15 protein-coding genes and 1 riboswitch are annotated in these 17,724 nt (G+C 37.1%); of the genes, 6 read left to right on the forward strand and 9 right to left on the reverse strand.

Translation table 11 applies throughout. From position 1 onward, the window contains the following. Positions 1-60 precede the first annotated feature (60 nt). Entirely contained in the window at positions 61-1,170 is a 1,110-nt protein-coding gene (locus MNO09_RS29025) for a mandelate racemase/muconate lactonizing enzyme family protein (protein ID WP_000704460.1), read from the forward strand. A 14-nt stretch (positions 1,171-1,184) separates the two neighbouring features. Then, on the forward strand, positions 1,185-1,880 hold the full coding sequence (locus tag MNO09_RS29030; protein WP_000217567.1) for a hypothetical protein: 696 nt from the start codon (positions 1,185-1,187) through the stop codon (positions 1,878-1,880). 202 nt (positions 1,881-2,082) lie between these two features. Here the strand turns inward: MNO09_RS29030 and MNO09_RS29035 are convergent, their stop codons facing one another. From MNO09_RS29035 to rlmD, 4 genes are all read right to left on the reverse strand, one after another. After that, the gene (locus MNO09_RS29035) at positions 2,083-2,790 is read right to left on the reverse strand and encodes a M48 family metallopeptidase (protein WP_000233749.1); all 708 of its coding nucleotides are present in this window, start codon (positions 2,788-2,790) and stop codon (positions 2,083-2,085) included. A 94-nt stretch (positions 2,791-2,884) separates the two neighbouring features. After that, positions 2,885-3,403: a YehS family protein gene (locus tag MNO09_RS29040; protein ID WP_001251738.1), complete on the reverse strand. Its 519-nt coding sequence runs from the start codon at positions 3,401-3,403 to the stop codon at positions 2,885-2,887. A 510-nt stretch (positions 3,404-3,913) separates the two neighbouring features. Then, the gene (locus MNO09_RS29045) at positions 3,914-4,903 is read right to left on the reverse strand and encodes a tRNA dihydrouridine synthase (protein WP_000566699.1); all 990 of its coding nucleotides are present in this window, start codon (positions 4,901-4,903) and stop codon (positions 3,914-3,916) included. Positions 4,904-4,999: 96 nt separating this feature from the next. Further along, positions 5,000-6,376 carry a 23S rRNA (uracil(1939)-C(5))-methyltransferase RlmD gene (rlmD, locus tag MNO09_RS29050; RefSeq protein ID WP_000105006.1) on the reverse strand — a complete coding sequence of 459 codons (1,377 nt, stop codon included), beginning with the start codon at positions 6,374-6,376 and terminating at the stop codon, positions 5,000-5,002. A 121-nt stretch (positions 6,377-6,497) separates the two neighbouring features. After that, positions 6,498-6,599, forward strand: a riboswitch (purine riboswitch). A gap of 202 nt (positions 6,600-6,801) precedes the next feature. Here rlmD and MNO09_RS29055 point away from each other — a divergent pair. From MNO09_RS29055 to MNO09_RS29070, 4 genes are all read left to right on the forward strand, one after another. After that, positions 6,802-7,998, forward strand: a complete 1,197-nt coding sequence (locus MNO09_RS29055) for a NupC/NupG family nucleoside CNT transporter (protein ID WP_241950078.1) — start codon at positions 6,802-6,804, stop codon at positions 7,996-7,998. Positions 7,999-8,277: 279 nt separating this feature from the next. Further along, on the forward strand, positions 8,278-9,381 hold the full coding sequence (locus MNO09_RS29060) for a polysaccharide deacetylase family protein (protein ID WP_000761003.1): 1,104 nt from the start codon (positions 8,278-8,280) through the stop codon (positions 9,379-9,381). A gap of 308 nt (positions 9,382-9,689) precedes the next feature. Beyond that, on the forward strand, positions 9,690-10,772 hold the full coding sequence (locus tag MNO09_RS29065) for a polysaccharide deacetylase family protein (RefSeq protein ID WP_001233719.1): 1,083 nt from the start codon (positions 9,690-9,692) through the stop codon (positions 10,770-10,772). 116 nt (positions 10,773-10,888) lie between these two features. Next, positions 10,889-12,118, forward strand: coding sequence for an aminopeptidase (locus MNO09_RS29070; RefSeq protein WP_000007363.1), 1,230 nt, complete (start codon positions 10,889-10,891; stop codon positions 12,116-12,118). A 40-nt stretch (positions 12,119-12,158) separates the two neighbouring features. Here the strand turns inward: MNO09_RS29070 and MNO09_RS29075 are convergent, their stop codons facing one another. The 5 genes from MNO09_RS29075 to MNO09_RS29095 form a co-directional block, all read right to left on the reverse strand. Then, the gene (locus tag MNO09_RS29075) at positions 12,159-12,482 is read right to left on the reverse strand and encodes a DMT family transporter (RefSeq protein WP_000263259.1); all 324 of its coding nucleotides are present in this window, start codon (positions 12,480-12,482) and stop codon (positions 12,159-12,161) included. 47 nt (positions 12,483-12,529) lie between these two features. Continuing rightward, on the reverse strand, positions 12,530-13,981 hold the full coding sequence (gene gabD, locus MNO09_RS29080) for an NADP-dependent succinate-semialdehyde dehydrogenase (RefSeq protein WP_088106795.1): 1,452 nt from the start codon (positions 13,979-13,981) through the stop codon (positions 12,530-12,532). Continuing rightward, on the reverse strand, positions 13,974-15,341 hold the full coding sequence (locus MNO09_RS29085; RefSeq protein WP_000232671.1) for a sigma-54 interaction domain-containing protein: 1,368 nt from the start codon (positions 15,339-15,341) through the stop codon (positions 13,974-13,976). Before MNO09_RS29085 ends, gabD begins: the two co-directional genes overlap by 8 nt. A gap of 115 nt (positions 15,342-15,456) precedes the next feature. Next, positions 15,457-16,821, reverse strand: coding sequence for a 4-aminobutyrate--2-oxoglutarate transaminase (gene gabT / locus MNO09_RS29090; protein WP_001093024.1), 1,365 nt, complete (start codon positions 16,819-16,821; stop codon positions 15,457-15,459). Between the two features lie 154 nt (positions 16,822-16,975). Continuing rightward, on the reverse strand, positions 16,976-17,722 hold the full coding sequence (locus MNO09_RS29095; protein WP_000416640.1) for an HAD family hydrolase: 747 nt from the start codon (positions 17,720-17,722) through the stop codon (positions 16,976-16,978). Positions 17,723-17,724 lie beyond the last annotated feature (2 nt).

A 17,724-nucleotide genomic window follows, 5' to 3' on the forward strand; every position in this document is an offset into this window, starting at 1 on the left:
TTTAACGTCAACTATATCAAATGTACAAAACTATTGTAAACAGGAAGGGGTCTCTACCTAATGAAAATTACAGCTATTCATCTTTACGCAATTCGTTTACCACTTCGCGATCCGTTTGTTATTAGTTATGGTTCTTATTCTGATATGCCTTCTATTATCGTCAAAATGGAAACAGATGAAGGCATTATCGGATACGGTGAGGGCGTCGCTGATGATCACGTTACAGGCGAATCATGGGAAAGTACTTTCCATACTTTAAAACATACACTTGCTCCTGCGCTCATTGGGCAAAATCCAATGAATATCGAGAAAATACACGATATGATGGACAATACAATTTACGGTGTTCCTACTGCGAAGGCCGCGATTGATATTGCTTGTTTTGATATAATGGGCAAAAAACTAAATCAACCTGTATATCAATTAATTGGCGGACGCTACCATGAAGACTTCCCTGTCACTCACGTCTTAAGTATCGCCGAACCTGAAGACATGGCTGAAGAAGCTGCTTCCATGATTCAAAAAGGTTACCAATCTTTCAAAATGAAAGTCGGTACGAATGTAAAAGAAGATGTAAAAAGAATTGAAGCGGTACGTGAACGTGTAGGAAATGATATTGCGATTCGCGTTGATGTAAACCAAGGATGGAAAAATAGCGCCAACACATTAACAGCACTTCGTTCATTAGGTCATTTAAACATCGACTGGATTGAACAGCCTGTTGTCGCAGACGATATTGACGCAATGGCTCACATTCGTTCTAAAACAGACCTTCCGCTTATGATTGATGAAGGATTAAAAGGTTCTCGTGAAATGCGCCAAATCATTAAATTAGACGCGGCTGATAAAGCAAATATAAAACTAATGAAATGCGGCGGCATATATCCCGCTGTAAAACTCGCTCATCAAGCAGAAATGGTCGGCATTGAATGCCAAGTTGGATCCATGGTCGAATCATCCGTTGCCTCTTCCGCAGGATTCCACGTCGCTTTCTCGAAAAAAATCATTACGAGCGTTGAACTTACAGGTCCATTAAAGTTCACGAAAGACATCGGAAACCTACATTACGACGTACCATTTATTCGCCTAAACGAAAAGCCAGGACTCGGCATTGAAATAAATGAAGATACATTACAAGAACTAACCGTCTTTCAAGACGTTGTACGCTAAAGGAGGACTAACACATGACAGTTCTATACAAAGGATCATTAAAACAAAATAACGCGTCATTTCACGTTACATTACTATCACTAGAGAACATCGAACAAATCTTATCATTACAAAACGTCGTAGTTGAGGCGCTAGAGGATAAAAGTCGCTTACAACCACTCTCGCTAGAAGAATTTCAATACATTCTAGAAGGAAACGGCATGATGATCGGTGCTTTTATCGAAAACGAACTCATCGCATTTCGTGCCCTACTCGTCCCTCCTATTGACGATGAACATTTAGGATTTGATATTGGCATACCAGAAAGCGAACTACATCGCGTCATTTATCAAGAAATCTCAAATGTTCACCCGAGCAGCCGAGGAAATGGGATGCAAAAAATATTAGCGACAGTCATCATGGACGAATTACAAAACGAAGATAGCAAATACGATTACGTTTGCTGCACCGTTGCTCCTTTTAACATTCCAAGTTTAAAAGATAAGTTTGCGCAAGGAATGGAGATTGTTGCATTGAAGGAGAAATATGGCGGGAGTATGCGGTATGTTTTTGTGAAGGAATTGCGTGGAGGTAAGGAAAGAAATTGGACGGATGTTAAGAGTGTTCCGATGAGTGACGCTGTTGGACAGCAGGCTTTACTTTCGGAGGGGTATCGTGGGTATGGAATGGAGAAAGTAGACGGAGATTTTGTTGTGAAGTTTGGACGATGATTTATATACCTGAAAAAAAGGAGATGTTTGCTGTGACATCTCCTTTCACTTTCTCTTCATTGAAAAATTCATTGATAAATGAAATTATATAAGCGTTTTTTTGAACATATCGATTGTAACTCCAAATATATCAGCGATTTTTGAAATATATCGACCTACCGACAAGTATTGATAATAATCGCAACCTATATAAAGTTCACCATTAAACCGTCATCTTCCAACTAGATAACGCTAACCAATTCTCCATTTCCTTATAATCGGGCATTATTTTCCCGACAAGACGCCAAAAAGATCGATCATGATTTAAATGAACCATATGGCACATTTCATGAACAACTACGTAATCAATTACTTGCTGTGGTGCCATCGCTAGCTTCCAATTGAATGTTAGTTGTAGATTTGAATCACAAGTTCCCCACGTACGACTACTATCTGTAATACGAATAGAACGCGGTTTTGTTTTGAAGTTACTTTGATGCACTTTAATACTCTTCTCTACTAATGACTTACACTGCTTATAGTAAAATCGTTTTAAAGCCTGCTGGACTTTCTCATCCTTAAGCTCTTTCACATAAATATTTAGCTTATTCCCTTCAAACACTGCATTGTCTTGCGTAATACTTGCATCTTGGGAGATCTGTATCGGATACGTATGTCCTAAATACAGAAAGCCCTCTCCTTGATCATAATCCTTTTCCTGTGGTCCAAGCACTCGCTCCTGCATTTCCTTACGTGTTTTCTGAATCCAATCCCACTTCTCCTCCAGCAACTGGACTAAGTATTCAACAGGTGTTCCCTTTGGAGCCTGCACTTCCACATTTCCGTACGAATCTACAAAAAGACGCACCGACTTTTTCTTTTTATAAGTTATATGAAAATTAATTGTCTCACCTAAATATGTATGTACCATTTCATCACCTAGTGTATTATTTTACAAATAAAAAAGAATAGGACACAAAAGCCCTACTCTACCTATTATATCATTTACCGATTCATCGGACTCATTACCCTCTATACTTTACACCTAATCCCTTAATGAAATTCCTTGCGTATCTATCGCCGCACTCTTTGTAATTTTTATGGCCTTTTTTTCTTAATAGGGCCCCTAGTTCTCCCTTTGTTACTATAACGCCTACGCTATCTAATATATCAAGTACATCCTCACTCGTTAAAGATAGTGCGATTTTCATTTTCTTTAGCAGAAGGTTATTCGCACTCTCTTTGCTTTGTACAGGTGCCGGTTGTCCTGGTTTCGGATCTTGCTTCCCTCTTTTTAAAGTAATAAATCCATTGAAAAATGCCTCTAACATCATCATATCGCATGTTTTTACGTACTCATCTTCGATTACATCATCATTTTCAGATTCATGCTGAGGAGCTCTCTTTATTTTTGTAAGCATATCAACTACGTCTTCTTTCGTTACTTCCATACCACCAAGTTTAAAGATTTCTACCATATCTATATCTCTTATATCTAAAGCGTACCTTACTCTTTTTAATATATCGTTGTTGCTCATTGCCATTATTTTGCCTCCTGAAATGTTGATTATAGTAATGCTTTTAGCATGTATAAATTAATGTCGTCAAGTTACTACTTTAACATTTTAATGGGAGGTTTTGTAGTCTTAGGTGGATTAATGCTTATGGGGGTGATTTTATTTATTATTAAGAGATATTTCTAATAACGAATTTATTGTATTAGAAATTAAGAAAGATCCTATCGATAGAAACGCCTTTAATCAAATACTGTAAAAGGTATTTTAGTTGGTAGTGGGATAGCTCCTTCATTTAAGGATGATATTAATAAAGCAAAAAAGGATGGGGATTTACTATTAATTAACACACTTAAAAATGGACTAATCTGATATAGGTTAGTCCATTTCTTTTTATGCAACTCTAATTTAGTGGGCGACTCCAACGTGAATGTTACGTAAAATTCAGGTGAAATATATTGATTATATTTACTTAAGTTTTACTTTTTATTTGTGGTACAGTTCACCTTAATTAAAATGAAACAGTGTAACTTTCAAAAGTTACACTGTTTCACTACCTTCTACCACATTAACACTCGCCTCAAACTTATCAAGTAATGCGCGTACTTCATTCGTTGATTTCGTGCTCATCAATTGATTTCTCAATTCAGCAGCTCCAGGGAAGCCTTTTACATAAATTTTGAAGAAGCGATGAAGCCCTGTGATGGAGCGTGGCAGTACTTCTGCATATTGATCTTGAAGATCAAGTTGTAGTCTTAAAAGATCTAAGTGTTCTTTACTGCTATGCTCTCTTGGCTCTTTTTCGAAAGCAAACGGATTTTTAAAGATACCTCGTCCGATCATTACGCCATCAATACCGTATTTTTCAGCAAGTTCCAGTCCAGTTTTACGGTCAGGAATGTCTCCGTTGATTGTTATTAGCGTATTTGGTGCAATGCGATCACGTAATTTTTTAATTTCCGGAATTAGTTCCCAATGCGCATCTACTTGGCTCATTTCTTCTCTTGTACGTAAGTGAATAGAAAGGTTTGCAATATCTTGTTTGAAAATATGCGTTAACCAATCTTTCCATTCGCTTAACTCTTTAAAGCCCAGTCGTGTTTTTACGCTGACAGGTAGTCCGCCCGCTTTTGCTGCTTGAATAAGTTCTGCCGCAACGTCTGGACGTAGAATAAGACCACTACCTTTTCCTCTTGATGCTACGTTCGGTACAGGGCAACCCATGTTAATATCAATACCTTTAAATCCTAACTCTGCCATACCAATACTCATTTGACGGAAATATTCAGGATTATCTCCCCAAATATGCGCCACGATTGGTTGTTCATCTTCTGTAAAAATTAAACGGCCACGTACACTTTTCATACCTTCTGGATGACAATAGCTATCCGAGTTTGTGAACTCTGTGAAGAATACGTCCGGGCTACCAGCTTCACTTACTACGTGACGGAAAACAACGTCCGTTACATCTTCCATTGGTGCAAGTACGAAAAATGGTCGTGGTAAATCACGCCAAAAATTATCTATCATTTCAAATTCAAATCCTCTCACTATGAATACAATTTCAAACTCTCAATAAACCAAAAAGCAGATGGTATAGATTTTCCTATATCAACTGCTTTCCTATTATACCAACTTAAGCCAAGCCACACACTCCACATGAGTCGTATGCGGGAACATATCAACAGGTTGTACTTCCTGCGTTTTATATCCGCCTTCTTCTAGTACTTTTAAGTCACGTGCTAATGTTGCTGGGTTACATGATACGTATACGACCCGTTTTGGTTTCATGTCGATGATTGTGTTTAGTAGTGCATCATCACAACCTTTACGCGGTGGATCTACGACCATTGTGTCGGCGATTATGCCTTCTTTGTACCATTTTGGAATAACTACTTCTGCTTCTCCTACGCCAAACTCAGCGTTTGTCATGTTGTTTAGTGCTGCGTTTCGGTTTGCGTCTTCGATTGCTTCTGGGACGATTTCAACGCCGTACACTTTTTTCGCTTTTTGCGCTAGGAATAAGGAAATTGATCCAATTCCGCAATAGGCATCAATCACTGTTTCGTTGCCATCTAGTTTTGCATATTCTAACGTTTTATCGTATAACACTTTCGTTTGTTCTGGGTTTACTTGATAGAATGAACGTGCTGAAATTGCAAATTTAATGTCACCGATAAAGTCATAAATGTATTCTGATCCGTACAGTACTGTCGTTATGTCTCCAAAGATTACGTTTGTACGTTTCGTGTTTACGTTTTGAACAATCGATTTTACTTCTGGGAATTTCGCTGCAATTTCTTCAATGATTGCTTTTTTGTTTGGTAATTCTGCTGTACGAGTAATGAAGACAAGCATGATTTCCCCTGTTACTTGTCCGTAACGAGCCATTACGTGGCGAAGTGTTCCTTTGTTACGCTCTTCGTTGTATGCCGAAATACCGTGTTTTTCACAAATACGTTTTACTTCCTGGATTAATGTATCGTTTTCTTCTGCCTGAATTAAACATGATTCCATATTAATAATGTCATGTGTTCCTTGGCGATAGAAACCAGCGACAAGTCCACCTTCACGTTCTCCAATTGGTACTTGTGCTTTGTTACGGTATACCCATGGGTTCTTCATACCAAGTACAGGGTGCACAGGAACATCGCTTAATCCGCCTATGCGCTGCATAACGTCACGTACTTGTTTTTCTTTCGCTTGTAATTGTCCTTCATATGTTAAGTGCTGAAGCTGACAACCGCCGCACTGATTGTACACTGGGCATTCTGCATCTTTACGATATGGGCTCTCTGTATGAAGCTTCATTAAACGACCGAATGCGAAGTTTTTCTTCACTTTAATAATTTTAATTTGTGCTTCTTCACCTGGTAATCCGTTTTTAACGAAAATAGGATAGCCCTTTACTTTCGCAACACCGGCACCATCATGGGTTAAATCTTCAAATACTACATCTATAAAATCATTTTTTTCAACTGGTGGCGTCATTTTTGTACTCATTTTCCGACCTCTCTTTTTCATAACACTGCGTTACATTTTATCATACTTATATGGTCTATTTCTATCGGAAGAAAAAAAGCTATTGACGATAGTTCTCTGTTAATGTTACGCTACTACTAATTTAATACGGACGATGTTACCTCATATATATTCGATAATATGGATCGAGAGTTTCTACCCGGCAACCTTAAATTGCTGGACTATGGGGAAAACTAATGAATATTAGCCTATGTGCAAAAAAGGACTCATATTGATTAGCTTTCTCTCATAGATGAAAGTGAATCCATGTGGGTCTTTTTTTATTTTTATTTTTCTAAAAGGTCAGACATCTTACGTATGACATAAAACCTCTTTGTTTTATTTTTAGTAATATAACGAGCGTTTTATGTACAAACTTTATACGAACTTCTGAAAGGGGCAACTACATGCAATATGTAATGAGCATTATCGGTATTCTTGTCGTTTTAGGTTTATGCTTTGCTTTGTCAAACAATAGAAGTAAAATCAACTTCCGTGCAATTGCTATTATGATTGGTTTCCAAATTTTAATCGGTTGGTTTATGTTTGGCACAAAAATTGGTCAACAAATTATCATCTTCATTAGTAAAGTTTTCAACAAACTAATTAAACTTGGTACGACAGGTGTCGATTTTCTCTTTAATGGAATTCAAAGAGATTTTGTCTTTTTCTTAAATGTATTATTAATTATCGTATTTTTCTCAGCACTACTTTCTATCTTTAGTTATTTAGGTGTTTTACAATTCATCGTTCGCGTTGTCGGCGGTGCAATTTCAAAAATTACTGGTTTACCACGCGTCGAGTCATTCCACGCAGTAAACTCTGTATTCTTCGGTTCAAGTGAAGCGTTAATCGTTATTAAAAACGATTTACAGCATTTTAATAAAAACCGTATGTTTATTATTTGTTGTTCTGCAATGAGTTCCGTTTCTGCTTCTGTTACAGCATCATACGTAATGATGTTAGATGCGAAATATGTACTAGCAGCTCTTCCACTAAACTTATTCTCAAGCTTAATCGTTTGTTCGCTATTAACACCAGTTGATACGAAAAAAGAAGATGAAGTGATTCAAAAATTTGATAGAACTTTATTCGGAGACAGCTTTATCGGCGCAATGATTAACGGTGCGCTTGATGGTTTAAAAGTAGCTGGTATCGTTGCCGCATTAATGATTGCCTTCATCGGTGTGATGGAAGTTGTAAACTACGTAATTAGCGCAGCTTCAGGTGCAATGGGATATGCTGTTACTTTACAACAAATCTTCGGTTATATACTTGCTCCATTCGCATTCTTAATGGGTATTCCAACTCAAGATATTATCCCAGCTGGTGGAATTATGGGTACGAAGATTGTATTAAACGAGTTTGTAGCAATTCTTGATTTAAAAGGTGTTGCATCAACATTATCTCCACGCACAGTTGGAATCGTTACAGTATTCTTAATTAGCTTCGCAAGTATTAGCCAAATTGGTGCGATCGTTGGGACAATCCGTGCTCTTTCTGAAAAACAGGGAAGTGTCGTATCTAGATTCGGTTGGAAAATGTTATTTGCATCAACACTTGCTTCTATCTTATCTGCAACAATCGCTGGATTGTTTATATAATAAAAAACTCCACCTTACTTCTCCTTTTTCAAAAGGAAATTTAGGTGGAGTTTTTTTACTTTCTTCTTTATGTATTTTTATGTAAACTCCATCAGAAAAATATAAGGTTTTTTCCGAATTATTCCAAAAATGTATTCCCCTCTATATTCTATAGTGATATGATGTACAAGGGTATAATTCAAATTTTTAAAATCGAAAATTTGAGTTAGTGTCACTTATACGAATGATAATTTCAAGACATAAGTGATGATAATTAAAACACAATAGAAGGATGATAGAATGAAAAAATATACATATATCGCTTTACTTTCTTCTGCTATTCTCGTAGGTTGTACCACTAGTGGCACTAGTGGTACACAAATAAAAGAAGCAACGGCGAAACAAACAGTTGAACAAAAAAAAGCGAAAGCGGTTGAACTGCCTTTAACACAAGGGATTATTACATGGGATCCGTATGAATATAACGCACAAAACACCACGCTTTATACAAAGGATTTAAGAGATTCATTCACACAAGTACGTTACAATATTTGGCGTACTGCTGATGGTCCTGAAAGCAAACAAACTTTTACTTCACAAGAAAAAGAACGTGACTTTGCCCTCCCACTACATTTAAAATCATTTCATTTAAAACGTGGCGAATTTCAAATTGAAACAGTAGGAATCAAAGAAGATCATACTGAAACAAATCTAGTAACATCTAAAATTACATTCCAGCAACATGTACCCGTATTAATGTACCATGCGATTGAAAAATACCCTGGACCAAGTGATGGGGATTACGGCTTATACGTACCACCTGAGCAATTCGAAAAGCATATGCAATATTTGAAAGATAACGGTTATACGATGCTTACGTTTGAACGTTGGAATGATATAAATCGTGTAAATAAACCTGTTTTTGTAACGATGGATGATGGTCGAAAAAATAATATGAATGCTCTTCATATTTTACAAAAATTAAAGGATGATAGATTCCAACCTACGGCTACTGAATTTCTTACTGCAAATGAGATAGACAAACCAAATCGTCTATCAACAGATGAGATAAAACAAATGATGGATTCAGGCATTTTTTCTATTCAATCGCATACTGCTAATCATACGATGATGGCTCATTCAAGTAATTATGATGAGGAATTACGTAGTTCGAAAGAAAAAATCGAAGCCCTTACTGGTAAAAAAGTCATTGCTCTCGCCTATCCAGTAGGTTCTTATAATGACCCAGCTGTTCAAGAAACAAAAAAACATTATGAGTTCGCAGTAACTACTGATCACGGTAATCACATTACAAAAGGGATGCCAAACGAACAATACTTAATTAAACGCCACTTTGTAGGGCCTAATACATCAATGGAAAAATTCATATCTCTTATAAAGTGAAACTTTAATCAGTGGGGGGTTTTGTTCACCCCACTGATTATTAGCCCTCACCAATCGGGCTTTTACGGGCAGTTGATCCCCCACCTAACCTCTTTGCTTTTGCTGAATTCTGAGGTGGGGTCTTACTGCCCACAAATAGCGGGATAAAGTAAACTTTACTAAAAGATGATAGAAATAGCTCTATTAAAAGTCACTAACCTATCTCGTTACTAAAATAATATGATGAACAAGGGTATGTCCCCACCTCTCTTACAGCGGTGGGGATTTTAAATACGTATGCAACATAATACACAATAGAAGGTGATTTTATGAGAAAATACGCAGCAATCGCTTTATGTACGTCTGCCATTCTAGCAGGTTGTAATACTAGCGATGTAAGTCAAGAGCCTAAAAAAGAGAAAAAGGTTCAAGAAGTTAAGAAACAAGAAGAGACTGTGCAAGAACAAGGTAAAATTTCTTATCATCCGATTACACACGAATCTACAAACACTACTATTCATATGACAGATATAAAGGATACTTTAAGTGAGGTACAATATAAAATTTGGCGCACAGCTGATGGGAAGGAAAGTGCTAAATCTTTTTCTTCTAAAGAAAAGGAGAAACAATTTACACTTCCTTTTGACATAAAAGAATTTGAAGGAAAACGCGGTGAGTTTCAAATTGAAGCAATAGGAATGAAAGAAGATGGGAAAAACATTCCACTCACAAAATCTACTATTACTTTCGAGCAAAAGGTTCCCGTTCTTATGTACCATGCAATCGATGATTATCATGGACAAGGCATTAAAGACTTATTCGTATCACCTGCTAATTTTGAAGCCCAAATGAAATATTTAAAGGACAACGGCTATACATTACTAACTTTTGAACGTTGGGGCGATATTAATAAAGTAAATAAACCTATCTTTGTTACATTTGATGACGGTATGAAAAATAATATGAATGCATTTCATGTTTTACAAAAACTAAAAGACGATACGTTTAAACCTACAGCAACAGAATATATGATTGTTGATAACGTTGATGTAGAAGGATCACTTTCTACATCTGATATAAAAGAAATGGTTGATTCCGGCATTTTCTCTATGCAATCTCATACTGCAACACATGCAGACTTGCCGAAAATTACAAACTATGAAGAAGAATTAAAAGAATCAAAGGAAAAGCTAGAGAAAATAACAGGTAAGCCTGTTATTGCAGTTGCTTATCCATTCGGTCATGTGGATGATAAAGTTGTTGCAGAAACGAAGAAATATTATCAATTTGCGACGACAACAAAACCCGGAAAGTTCATTACGAAAGGTGAACCCGATGAATTACTAAAAATGAAGCGTGTTCGCATACACAATTCGACGACTGTAGAACAATTTGCTTCTTCGATTAAATAACGATGAGAGCTCAATATATTTCGAGCTCTCTTTTCACGCTATATTTATATATATTTTTTGAATTTTCTTGTATTATATATAGTAAGAAATCTTTCAAATTAAAGGAGATTATACATATGTCATTTGAACAAACGTTAGAGAAATATGCTGCCCTTGCAGTCAATGTTGGTGTTAATATTCAACCAGGACAAACATTATCAATTAGTGCACCTCTTGAGGCTGTACAATTTGTACGCCTCGTTACAGAAAAAGCATATAAATCTGGTGCAAAACACGTATATGTGGACTGGAATGATGAGACGTTAACACGCTTAAAGTTCGATCTAGCTCCTGAAGAAGCATTCGCTGAGTTCCCATCTTGGAAAGCACACGCTCGTGAAGAATTAGCAAAAGAAGGTGCTGCATTTATGTCTATTTATGCAGAAAACCCTGATTTATTAAAAGGTGTAGAATCAACGCGTATCGCAACAGCTCATAAAGTAGCTGGTGAAGCAATGAAAGTATACCGTGATTACGTACAAGCTGATAAAGTAAGCTGGTGTGTCATTTCTGTTCCTACGAAAGAATGGGCTGCGAAAGTATTCCCTGACGTTGCACCAGAAGAACAAGAAGCAAAACTATGGGATGCTATTTTCAAAGCTACTCGTGCGGATTTAGAAAATCCTGTGGAAGCATGGAAAGAACACGATGAAACGTTACATACAAAAGTTGATTACTTAAACGAAAAGCATTATAAAGCCCTTCACTATACAGCTCCTGGAACAGATTTAACGATTGAACTTCCAGAAAAGCATGTATGGGCTGGTGCTGGTAGCTTAAATGAAAAGAACGTACCATTTATGGCGAACATTCCAACTGAAGAAGTATTTACAATGCCACTTAAAACAGGTGTAAACGGCCAAGTATCTAGCACAAAACCGTTAGCATTTGCAGGTAACATTATCGATAACTTCACGTTAACATTTGAAAACGGGCGTATCGTAGACTATAAAGCTGAAACTGGTGAAGAGGCTTTAAAACATTTAGTAGAAACAGATGAAGGCTCTCACTTCTTAGGCGAGGTTGCTTTAGTACCTCATGATTCACCAATTTCAAATACAAATATTTTATTCTACAATACACTATTTGACGAAAACGCATCTTGCCACCTTGCAATCGGAAGTGCTTATGCTTTCAACTTAGTTGGCGGAAAAACAATGTCTAAAGAAGAACTTGCCGAAAACGGAGCAAACAATAGTATTACACACAACGACTTCATGATTGGATCAGCTGAGCTTGATATCGATGGTATTACAGATGATGGAAGACATGAACCAATCTTCCGTAAAGGTAACTGGGCATTTTAATAAAAACAAAAGGCTATCTTCCACACCGGAAGATAGCCTTTTATGATGCCGATGAAACCTTAAGCCCAATTACTCCTAAAACAATAAAAAGAATACAAAATGCTTGGAATAAGTTAATGTGCTCTTTGAAGAAATACACGCTAATAATTGTAATAAGTAATGTTCCTACACCAGACCAAATCGCATAAGCAATACTTAAATGAATTTTTTTGACAACAATAGCAAATACGCTGAAACAAATTCCATAAAATACGAAAATAAGTACACTTGGAACAAGCTTTGTTAAACCATTTGATAGTTTCATCGCAATTGTTCCAGCTACTTCAAAAATAATTGTAACAAGTAATAATAACCAATATACCATACTAGAATCTCCTTCTCTGTTACCTTATAGAGATTCTAGTATACTACTTATAGTCCTAATGAAATATATTTAATTTCTAAATATTCCTCGATACCGAAATGCCCTCCTTCACGGCCAATACCACTTTCTTTAAAGCCACCAAACGGTGCTTGTGCAACTGATGGAAGTCCATCATTTAATCCGATAATACCGTACTCTAATGCCTCGCTAACTTGGAATGCTTGACTAATATCTTTTGTGAAAATATAAGCAGCTAAGCCATATGGTGTATTATTTGCACGTTCGATTACTTCTTCAACCGTTTTAAATTTCGCAACTGGTGCAACTGGACCGAATGTTTCTTCATTCATACAAAGCATCGTATCGTTCGCCAATCCAATTACAGTTGGTTGCATAAAGTGTCCATCTAGCTCTGCAACCTTTTGGCCACCAAATAAAACTTTTCCACCCTTTTGAATAGCATCTTCAATATGTTCCTGTACTTTCGAAACTGCATTCTCGTCAATAAGTGGTCCTACAGTCGTTCCATCACCGAAACCGTCTCCTACTTTTAACTGCCCTACTGCCTTTTGAAACTTCTCTGCAAATACTTCATACACTTCTTCCTGAACAAATACTCGGTTTGTACATATACACGTTTGTCCTGCGTTACGGAATTTCGAACCGATTACCGCCTCTACCGCTTTATCTAAGTCCGCATCATTCATAACAATAAACGGCGCGTGACCACCTAACTCAAGTGAAACCTTTTTCATCGTTTGTGCAGCACTAGCCATTAATTCTTTCCCAATCTCAGTTGATCCTGTAAAGGAAACTTTTCGAACACGTCCATCTTCCATCCACGTATCAGCAATTGCTTTCGCACTGCCTGTTACAATATTTATTACGCCTTTTGGAATGTCCGCTTCATGGGCTAATTCAGCTAATTTCAAAGCAGTTAACGGCGTTTGGCTTGCCGGTTTTACAACTGCCGTACATCCCGCTGCAAGCGCCGGGGCTACCTTTCTCGTAATCATAGCAGCCGGGAAGTTCCAAGGTGTAATAGCGGCCATAACTCCAACCGGTTGTTTCATAACTAAAATACGTTTATTCGGATGAGAAGCAGGAATCATTTCGCCATATACGCGTTTACCTTCTTCTGCATACCATTCAACAAAGCTATTGGCATAATTCACTTCACCAAGTGCTTCTGCAAACGGCTTTCCTTGTTCTCTCGTCATAATCGCTGCAATCTCTTCTTTATTTTCATCGATAAGTGTGAACCATTTTTTTAACTTCACTGCACGGTCTGCTGCTGTTAACTTAGACCATGATTTAAAAGCTTCATGAGCAGCATCAACAGCTTGCTTTGCCTCTGTTACCCCGCCCTTTGGTACCGTCGCAAATATTTCTTTCGTTGCTGGATTATTTACTTCGATTTGTTCTTGCAATGTAATCCACTCACCATTTATATACATCGCCTTTTTCTCTACATTTACAAACGTCGCTTTTTTATCCAATGTGTTCTTCCTCCTCTATAAGTTTCTTTATCTTCCTAGTGGCAGCAGATTGACTTATTTTTAAAAACTCCGCTACTTTATAACTCGATCCATATGTTTTATATGCTTTCAAAATAATATTCCGTTCTACTTCTTCTAACATTTTATAGAGACTTTGGCCGGACTGTTCAACCGTTGATTCTTGCATTGCTATTGGCAAATCTTCTATCGTAACGATATCATCAGCAGTTATAACAATTCGCTCAATCACATTTTCAATCTCTCTATTATTTCCTTCCCATGGGTAACCAACAAACATTTGCAATGTGCTAGGCGCTAATTTTACATTCCGGCCATATTTTTCGTTAAAGTGCTGTAAATAATGATAAATGAGTGGCAAAATGTCTTCGGTTCTTTCCCTGAGTGGTGGAATTACAATTGGAATGACATTCAGACGATAATATAAATCTTTCCGGAATGTTCCTTGTTTCACCATCATATTTAAATCTCTATTTGTAGCCGCTACAATTCTAACGTCCACCTTTTTTAATTCTCTTCCGCCAATAGGACGAAACGTTTTTTCTTGCAACACTTGCAAAAGTTTCGCTTGAATTTCAAGCGGCATTTCGCCAATTTCATCTAAGAAAAGAGTTCCTTTATGAGCTGATTCTAATAGTCCCTTTTTCCCTTCACGATTCGCACCTGTAAAAGATCCACCTGAGTATCCAAAAAGCTCTGATTCAATTAAATTCGTTGGCAATGCCGCACAATTAATTTCATAGAAACTTTCATTCTTCCTGTTACTCACTTCATGTAAATGACGTACTAATCGACTCTTCCCTACTCCTGTCTCACCTAAAACGAGAACTGTACTATCTACCACAGATACTTTCTTGATTGTCTCGACTATTTTTTGCATAGCGATACTTTTAAAAATAAGTCCTTCATGTTCATATGTTTCTCTTAATTCTTTTTTATATGTTTTTAACTGATTATCCATTTCCTCTACCTTTTGACGTAATTGGTAGAGTTCTGTAAGATCACGGGAATAACTAATTACCCTTCTTAAATTTCCCTCATTATCAAAAACAGGCCTTGTACGAACATGTAAATACTCTCCTGATTTTGTCGTTTGAACGAGTTCAATCGGTCTCTTTTTTTCAATTACTTCTAACGTTGCTGATGGATAAAAGATACCATCCTTCTGCAATTCTTTCACATGCTTACCTACTAACTCTTTAGCAGCTAGTTGATAGTGCCTTTCACATGTACTATTTACACGCACAACGATTCCCTTTTCGTCAGTCACAAAAATTTCGTCAAACGCATATTCAAATACATCTTGTAAATCCATTAACACTCGTTCCTTTTCTCCAACCATCCTAGCCACCCCTAACTTCCAATACATCGATTCACTTCACTACCTTTATTATAAAGTGAATTTTCTGCATTTTATATAGAGTCAGCTAGAATGTTTGCGATTTATTATTTAGCTTTTAAACACGAGCAGTATTTGCTTTCTCATAACAGACTTGCAATGATTCTTCAATTATTGTTAATCCTTCTTCAAGTTGCTCATCTGTAATAACTAATGGCATTAACACACGAATAACATTACCATATGTCCCTGCTGATAGTAGGAGTAATCCGCGTTTATTTGCCTCTGCGCACAAATTAGCTGTTAACGTTTTATCAGGTGCTTTCGTCTTCCGATCTTGAACAAGCTCGAATGCACACATTGCTCCTAAACCACGCACATCACCGATGCAATTATATTTATTTTTCATCTCTTCGAATCGATTCATTACAACTTTCCCCAATTCTATCGCTCTATCATTTAAATTCTCTTTTTCTATTACATCAAGCACTGCTAATGCTGATGCACATCCTAGTGGGCTTCCTGCATACGTTCCACCAAGCTCTCCTGGCGCAGACTCATTCATAATTTCCTTGCGCCCAATAACGCCACTAATTGGTACACCAGCGCCTAATGATTTAGATACCGTAATTAAATCTGGAACGACATCATAATGATCAATGGCAAAGTATTTTCCTGTACGGCTAAATCCTGTTTGAATTTCATCAGCTACAAATAAGATGCCGTGTTCTGAACAAATACTGCGTACTTCTTGCACAAACTTCTTACTTGGAACGATAAATCCGCCTTCCCCTTGAACAGGTTCCATTACAACGGCTGCAATTGTTTCTGGTGCTACCTCTGATATGAAGAAATTCTTAAACTCTTCAATAATAAAGTCATCGTACTGCTCTTCCGTTAATCCTTCTGGACGGCGATATTCGTACGGAAACGGCGCTTTATATACTTCTGGAGCGAATGGGCCAAATCCAAATTTATATGGCTTTACTTTACTTGTCATCGTCATTGTCATTAATGTACGCCCATGGAATCCTTTAGAAAATGCAATAATACCAGGTCTTTTTGTATATTTACGAGCAATTTTCACTGCGTTTTCAACCGCTTCTGCACCACTATTTAAAAATAGTACTTGCTTATCAAAACTTCCTGGTGCTAATGCCGCAAGTTTTTCTGCTAATTCAATATATGGCTCATACATCATGACATTAAATCCAGTATGAATGTATTGATCTACTTGTTTATGGAGCGCTTCTTTAACAGCTGGATGACAATGTCCTACGTTAATTGTTCCGATTGCTCCCGCGAAATCAATGTACTGATTGCCATCAACATCTGTTACAAGAGAACCATTTGCAGATTGTACAAACGTTGGGATGCCGTTACTTACTCCTTTTGGTACTATATTTTGGCGGCGTTCTAATAAAGACGCTGCTTTCGGTCCAGGAATTTGTTCATTTACTTTAGCAAATTTTTTTGTGTTCATTACGTACCCCATCCTTTTCTTTACATTGTTTTCTCTTTTCATTGCAAAATGTATGCCAACGTTCTTTCCCAGCATTCATCCTGCATACCTTCTATGTCGACATAAAAAATAAGTCTATAAAGACTCATTAAGAGTCCTTATAGACTTATTTTTCTTACACATTAGACTTTCCTTGTTCCCAAATCAACTCACCCGAATGAGAAATAAACTCCCCTACAGATTGTACTACTAAATCCGCAAGTGGTTCTAAAGTTTGACGATCTCCTGTGCCAGACAGTACTCCAATGGCATAGCAATCGCCGCCATTTCTCGCTAAATATAAATCAGTCGGTGTATCTCCAACGATGGCTACTTCACATGCTTCTAAATGAAACTTCTCACAAAAAGACTCTACAATTCTTTTATCTGGTTTTTGTGCCGGAAACGTATCTGAAGCTACAACATAATCAAAAAAAGACTCTAATTGATACTGTTTTAAAAACAATTCTGTCGGTGCAAAATCATCAGCTGTAACAACACCTAAAATAAATCCTCTATCCTTTAAACCTTGTAAAATTCTCGGTAAATCCGCCGTCATTTTCATATAGGAACGATGCTCATACATAAGAGAAAATAACTTTTCACTTACCCACTCATGCATCTCCTCTTCCTTAGATGACGTAATATACTTACAAAGCCCCTTTGCAACATCAAGGCTCGTTCCAGCAGCTATTGCGCTACGAGGATGAACAAATGCCCCATCCACACCGATTTCTTTTAATAAAGCCTGCTGCATTGACTGTGGGAGTTGATATAATTTTATACATTCAGCGACAAGCTCTTCAGCTACTTTTATCCAAATTGAATGAAAATCCATTAATGTCCCGTCTTTATCAAATAATATTGCTTTTACCTTCTCCATAG

It is taken from the genome of Bacillus sp. N5-665 (assembly GCF_022637375.2).
GTDB classification, from domain to species: domain Bacteria; phylum Bacillota; class Bacilli; order Bacillales; family Bacillaceae_G; genus Bacillus_A; species Bacillus_A wiedmannii.

Excerpts from the sequence above, each read along its gene's own strand:
- MNO09_RS29025 (WP_000704460.1), top strand. The coding sequence starts at position 61 with ATGAAAATTACAGCTATTCATCTTTACGCAATTCGTTTACCACTTCGC.
- MNO09_RS29030 (WP_000217567.1), top strand. The coding sequence starts at position 1,185 with ATGACAGTTCTATACAAAGGATCATTAAAACAAAATAACGCGTCATTT.
- MNO09_RS29035 (WP_000233749.1), bottom strand. The coding sequence starts at position 2,790 with ATGGTACATACATATTTAGGTGAGACAATTAATTTTCATATAACTTAT.
- MNO09_RS29040 (WP_001251738.1), bottom strand. The coding sequence starts at position 3,403 with ATGGCAATGAGCAACAACGATATATTAAAAAGAGTAAGGTACGCTTTA.
- MNO09_RS29045 (WP_000566699.1), bottom strand. The coding sequence starts at position 4,903 with ATGATAGATAATTTTTGGCGTGATTTACCACGACCATTTTTCGTACTT.
- rlmD (WP_000105006.1), bottom strand. The coding sequence starts at position 6,376 with ATGAGTACAAAAATGACGCCACCAGTTGAAAAAAATGATTTTATAGAT.
- MNO09_RS29055 (WP_241950078.1), top strand. The coding sequence starts at position 6,802 with ATGCAATATGTAATGAGCATTATCGGTATTCTTGTCGTTTTAGGTTTA.
- MNO09_RS29060 (WP_000761003.1), top strand. The coding sequence starts at position 8,278 with ATGAAAAAATATACATATATCGCTTTACTTTCTTCTGCTATTCTCGTA.
- MNO09_RS29065 (WP_001233719.1), top strand. The coding sequence starts at position 9,690 with ATGAGAAAATACGCAGCAATCGCTTTATGTACGTCTGCCATTCTAGCA.
- MNO09_RS29070 (WP_000007363.1), top strand. The coding sequence starts at position 10,889 with ATGTCATTTGAACAAACGTTAGAGAAATATGCTGCCCTTGCAGTCAAT.
- MNO09_RS29075 (WP_000263259.1), bottom strand. The coding sequence starts at position 12,482 with ATGGTATATTGGTTATTATTACTTGTTACAATTATTTTTGAAGTAGCT.
- MNO09_RS29085 (WP_000232671.1), bottom strand. The coding sequence starts at position 15,341 with ATGGTTGGAGAAAAGGAACGAGTGTTAATGGATTTACAAGATGTATTT.
- gabT (WP_001093024.1), bottom strand. The coding sequence starts at position 16,821 with ATGAACACAAAAAAATTTGCTAAAGTAAATGAACAAATTCCTGGACCG.
- MNO09_RS29095 (WP_000416640.1), bottom strand. The coding sequence starts at position 17,722 with ATGGAGAAGGTAAAAGCAATATTATTTGATAAAGACGGGACATTAATG.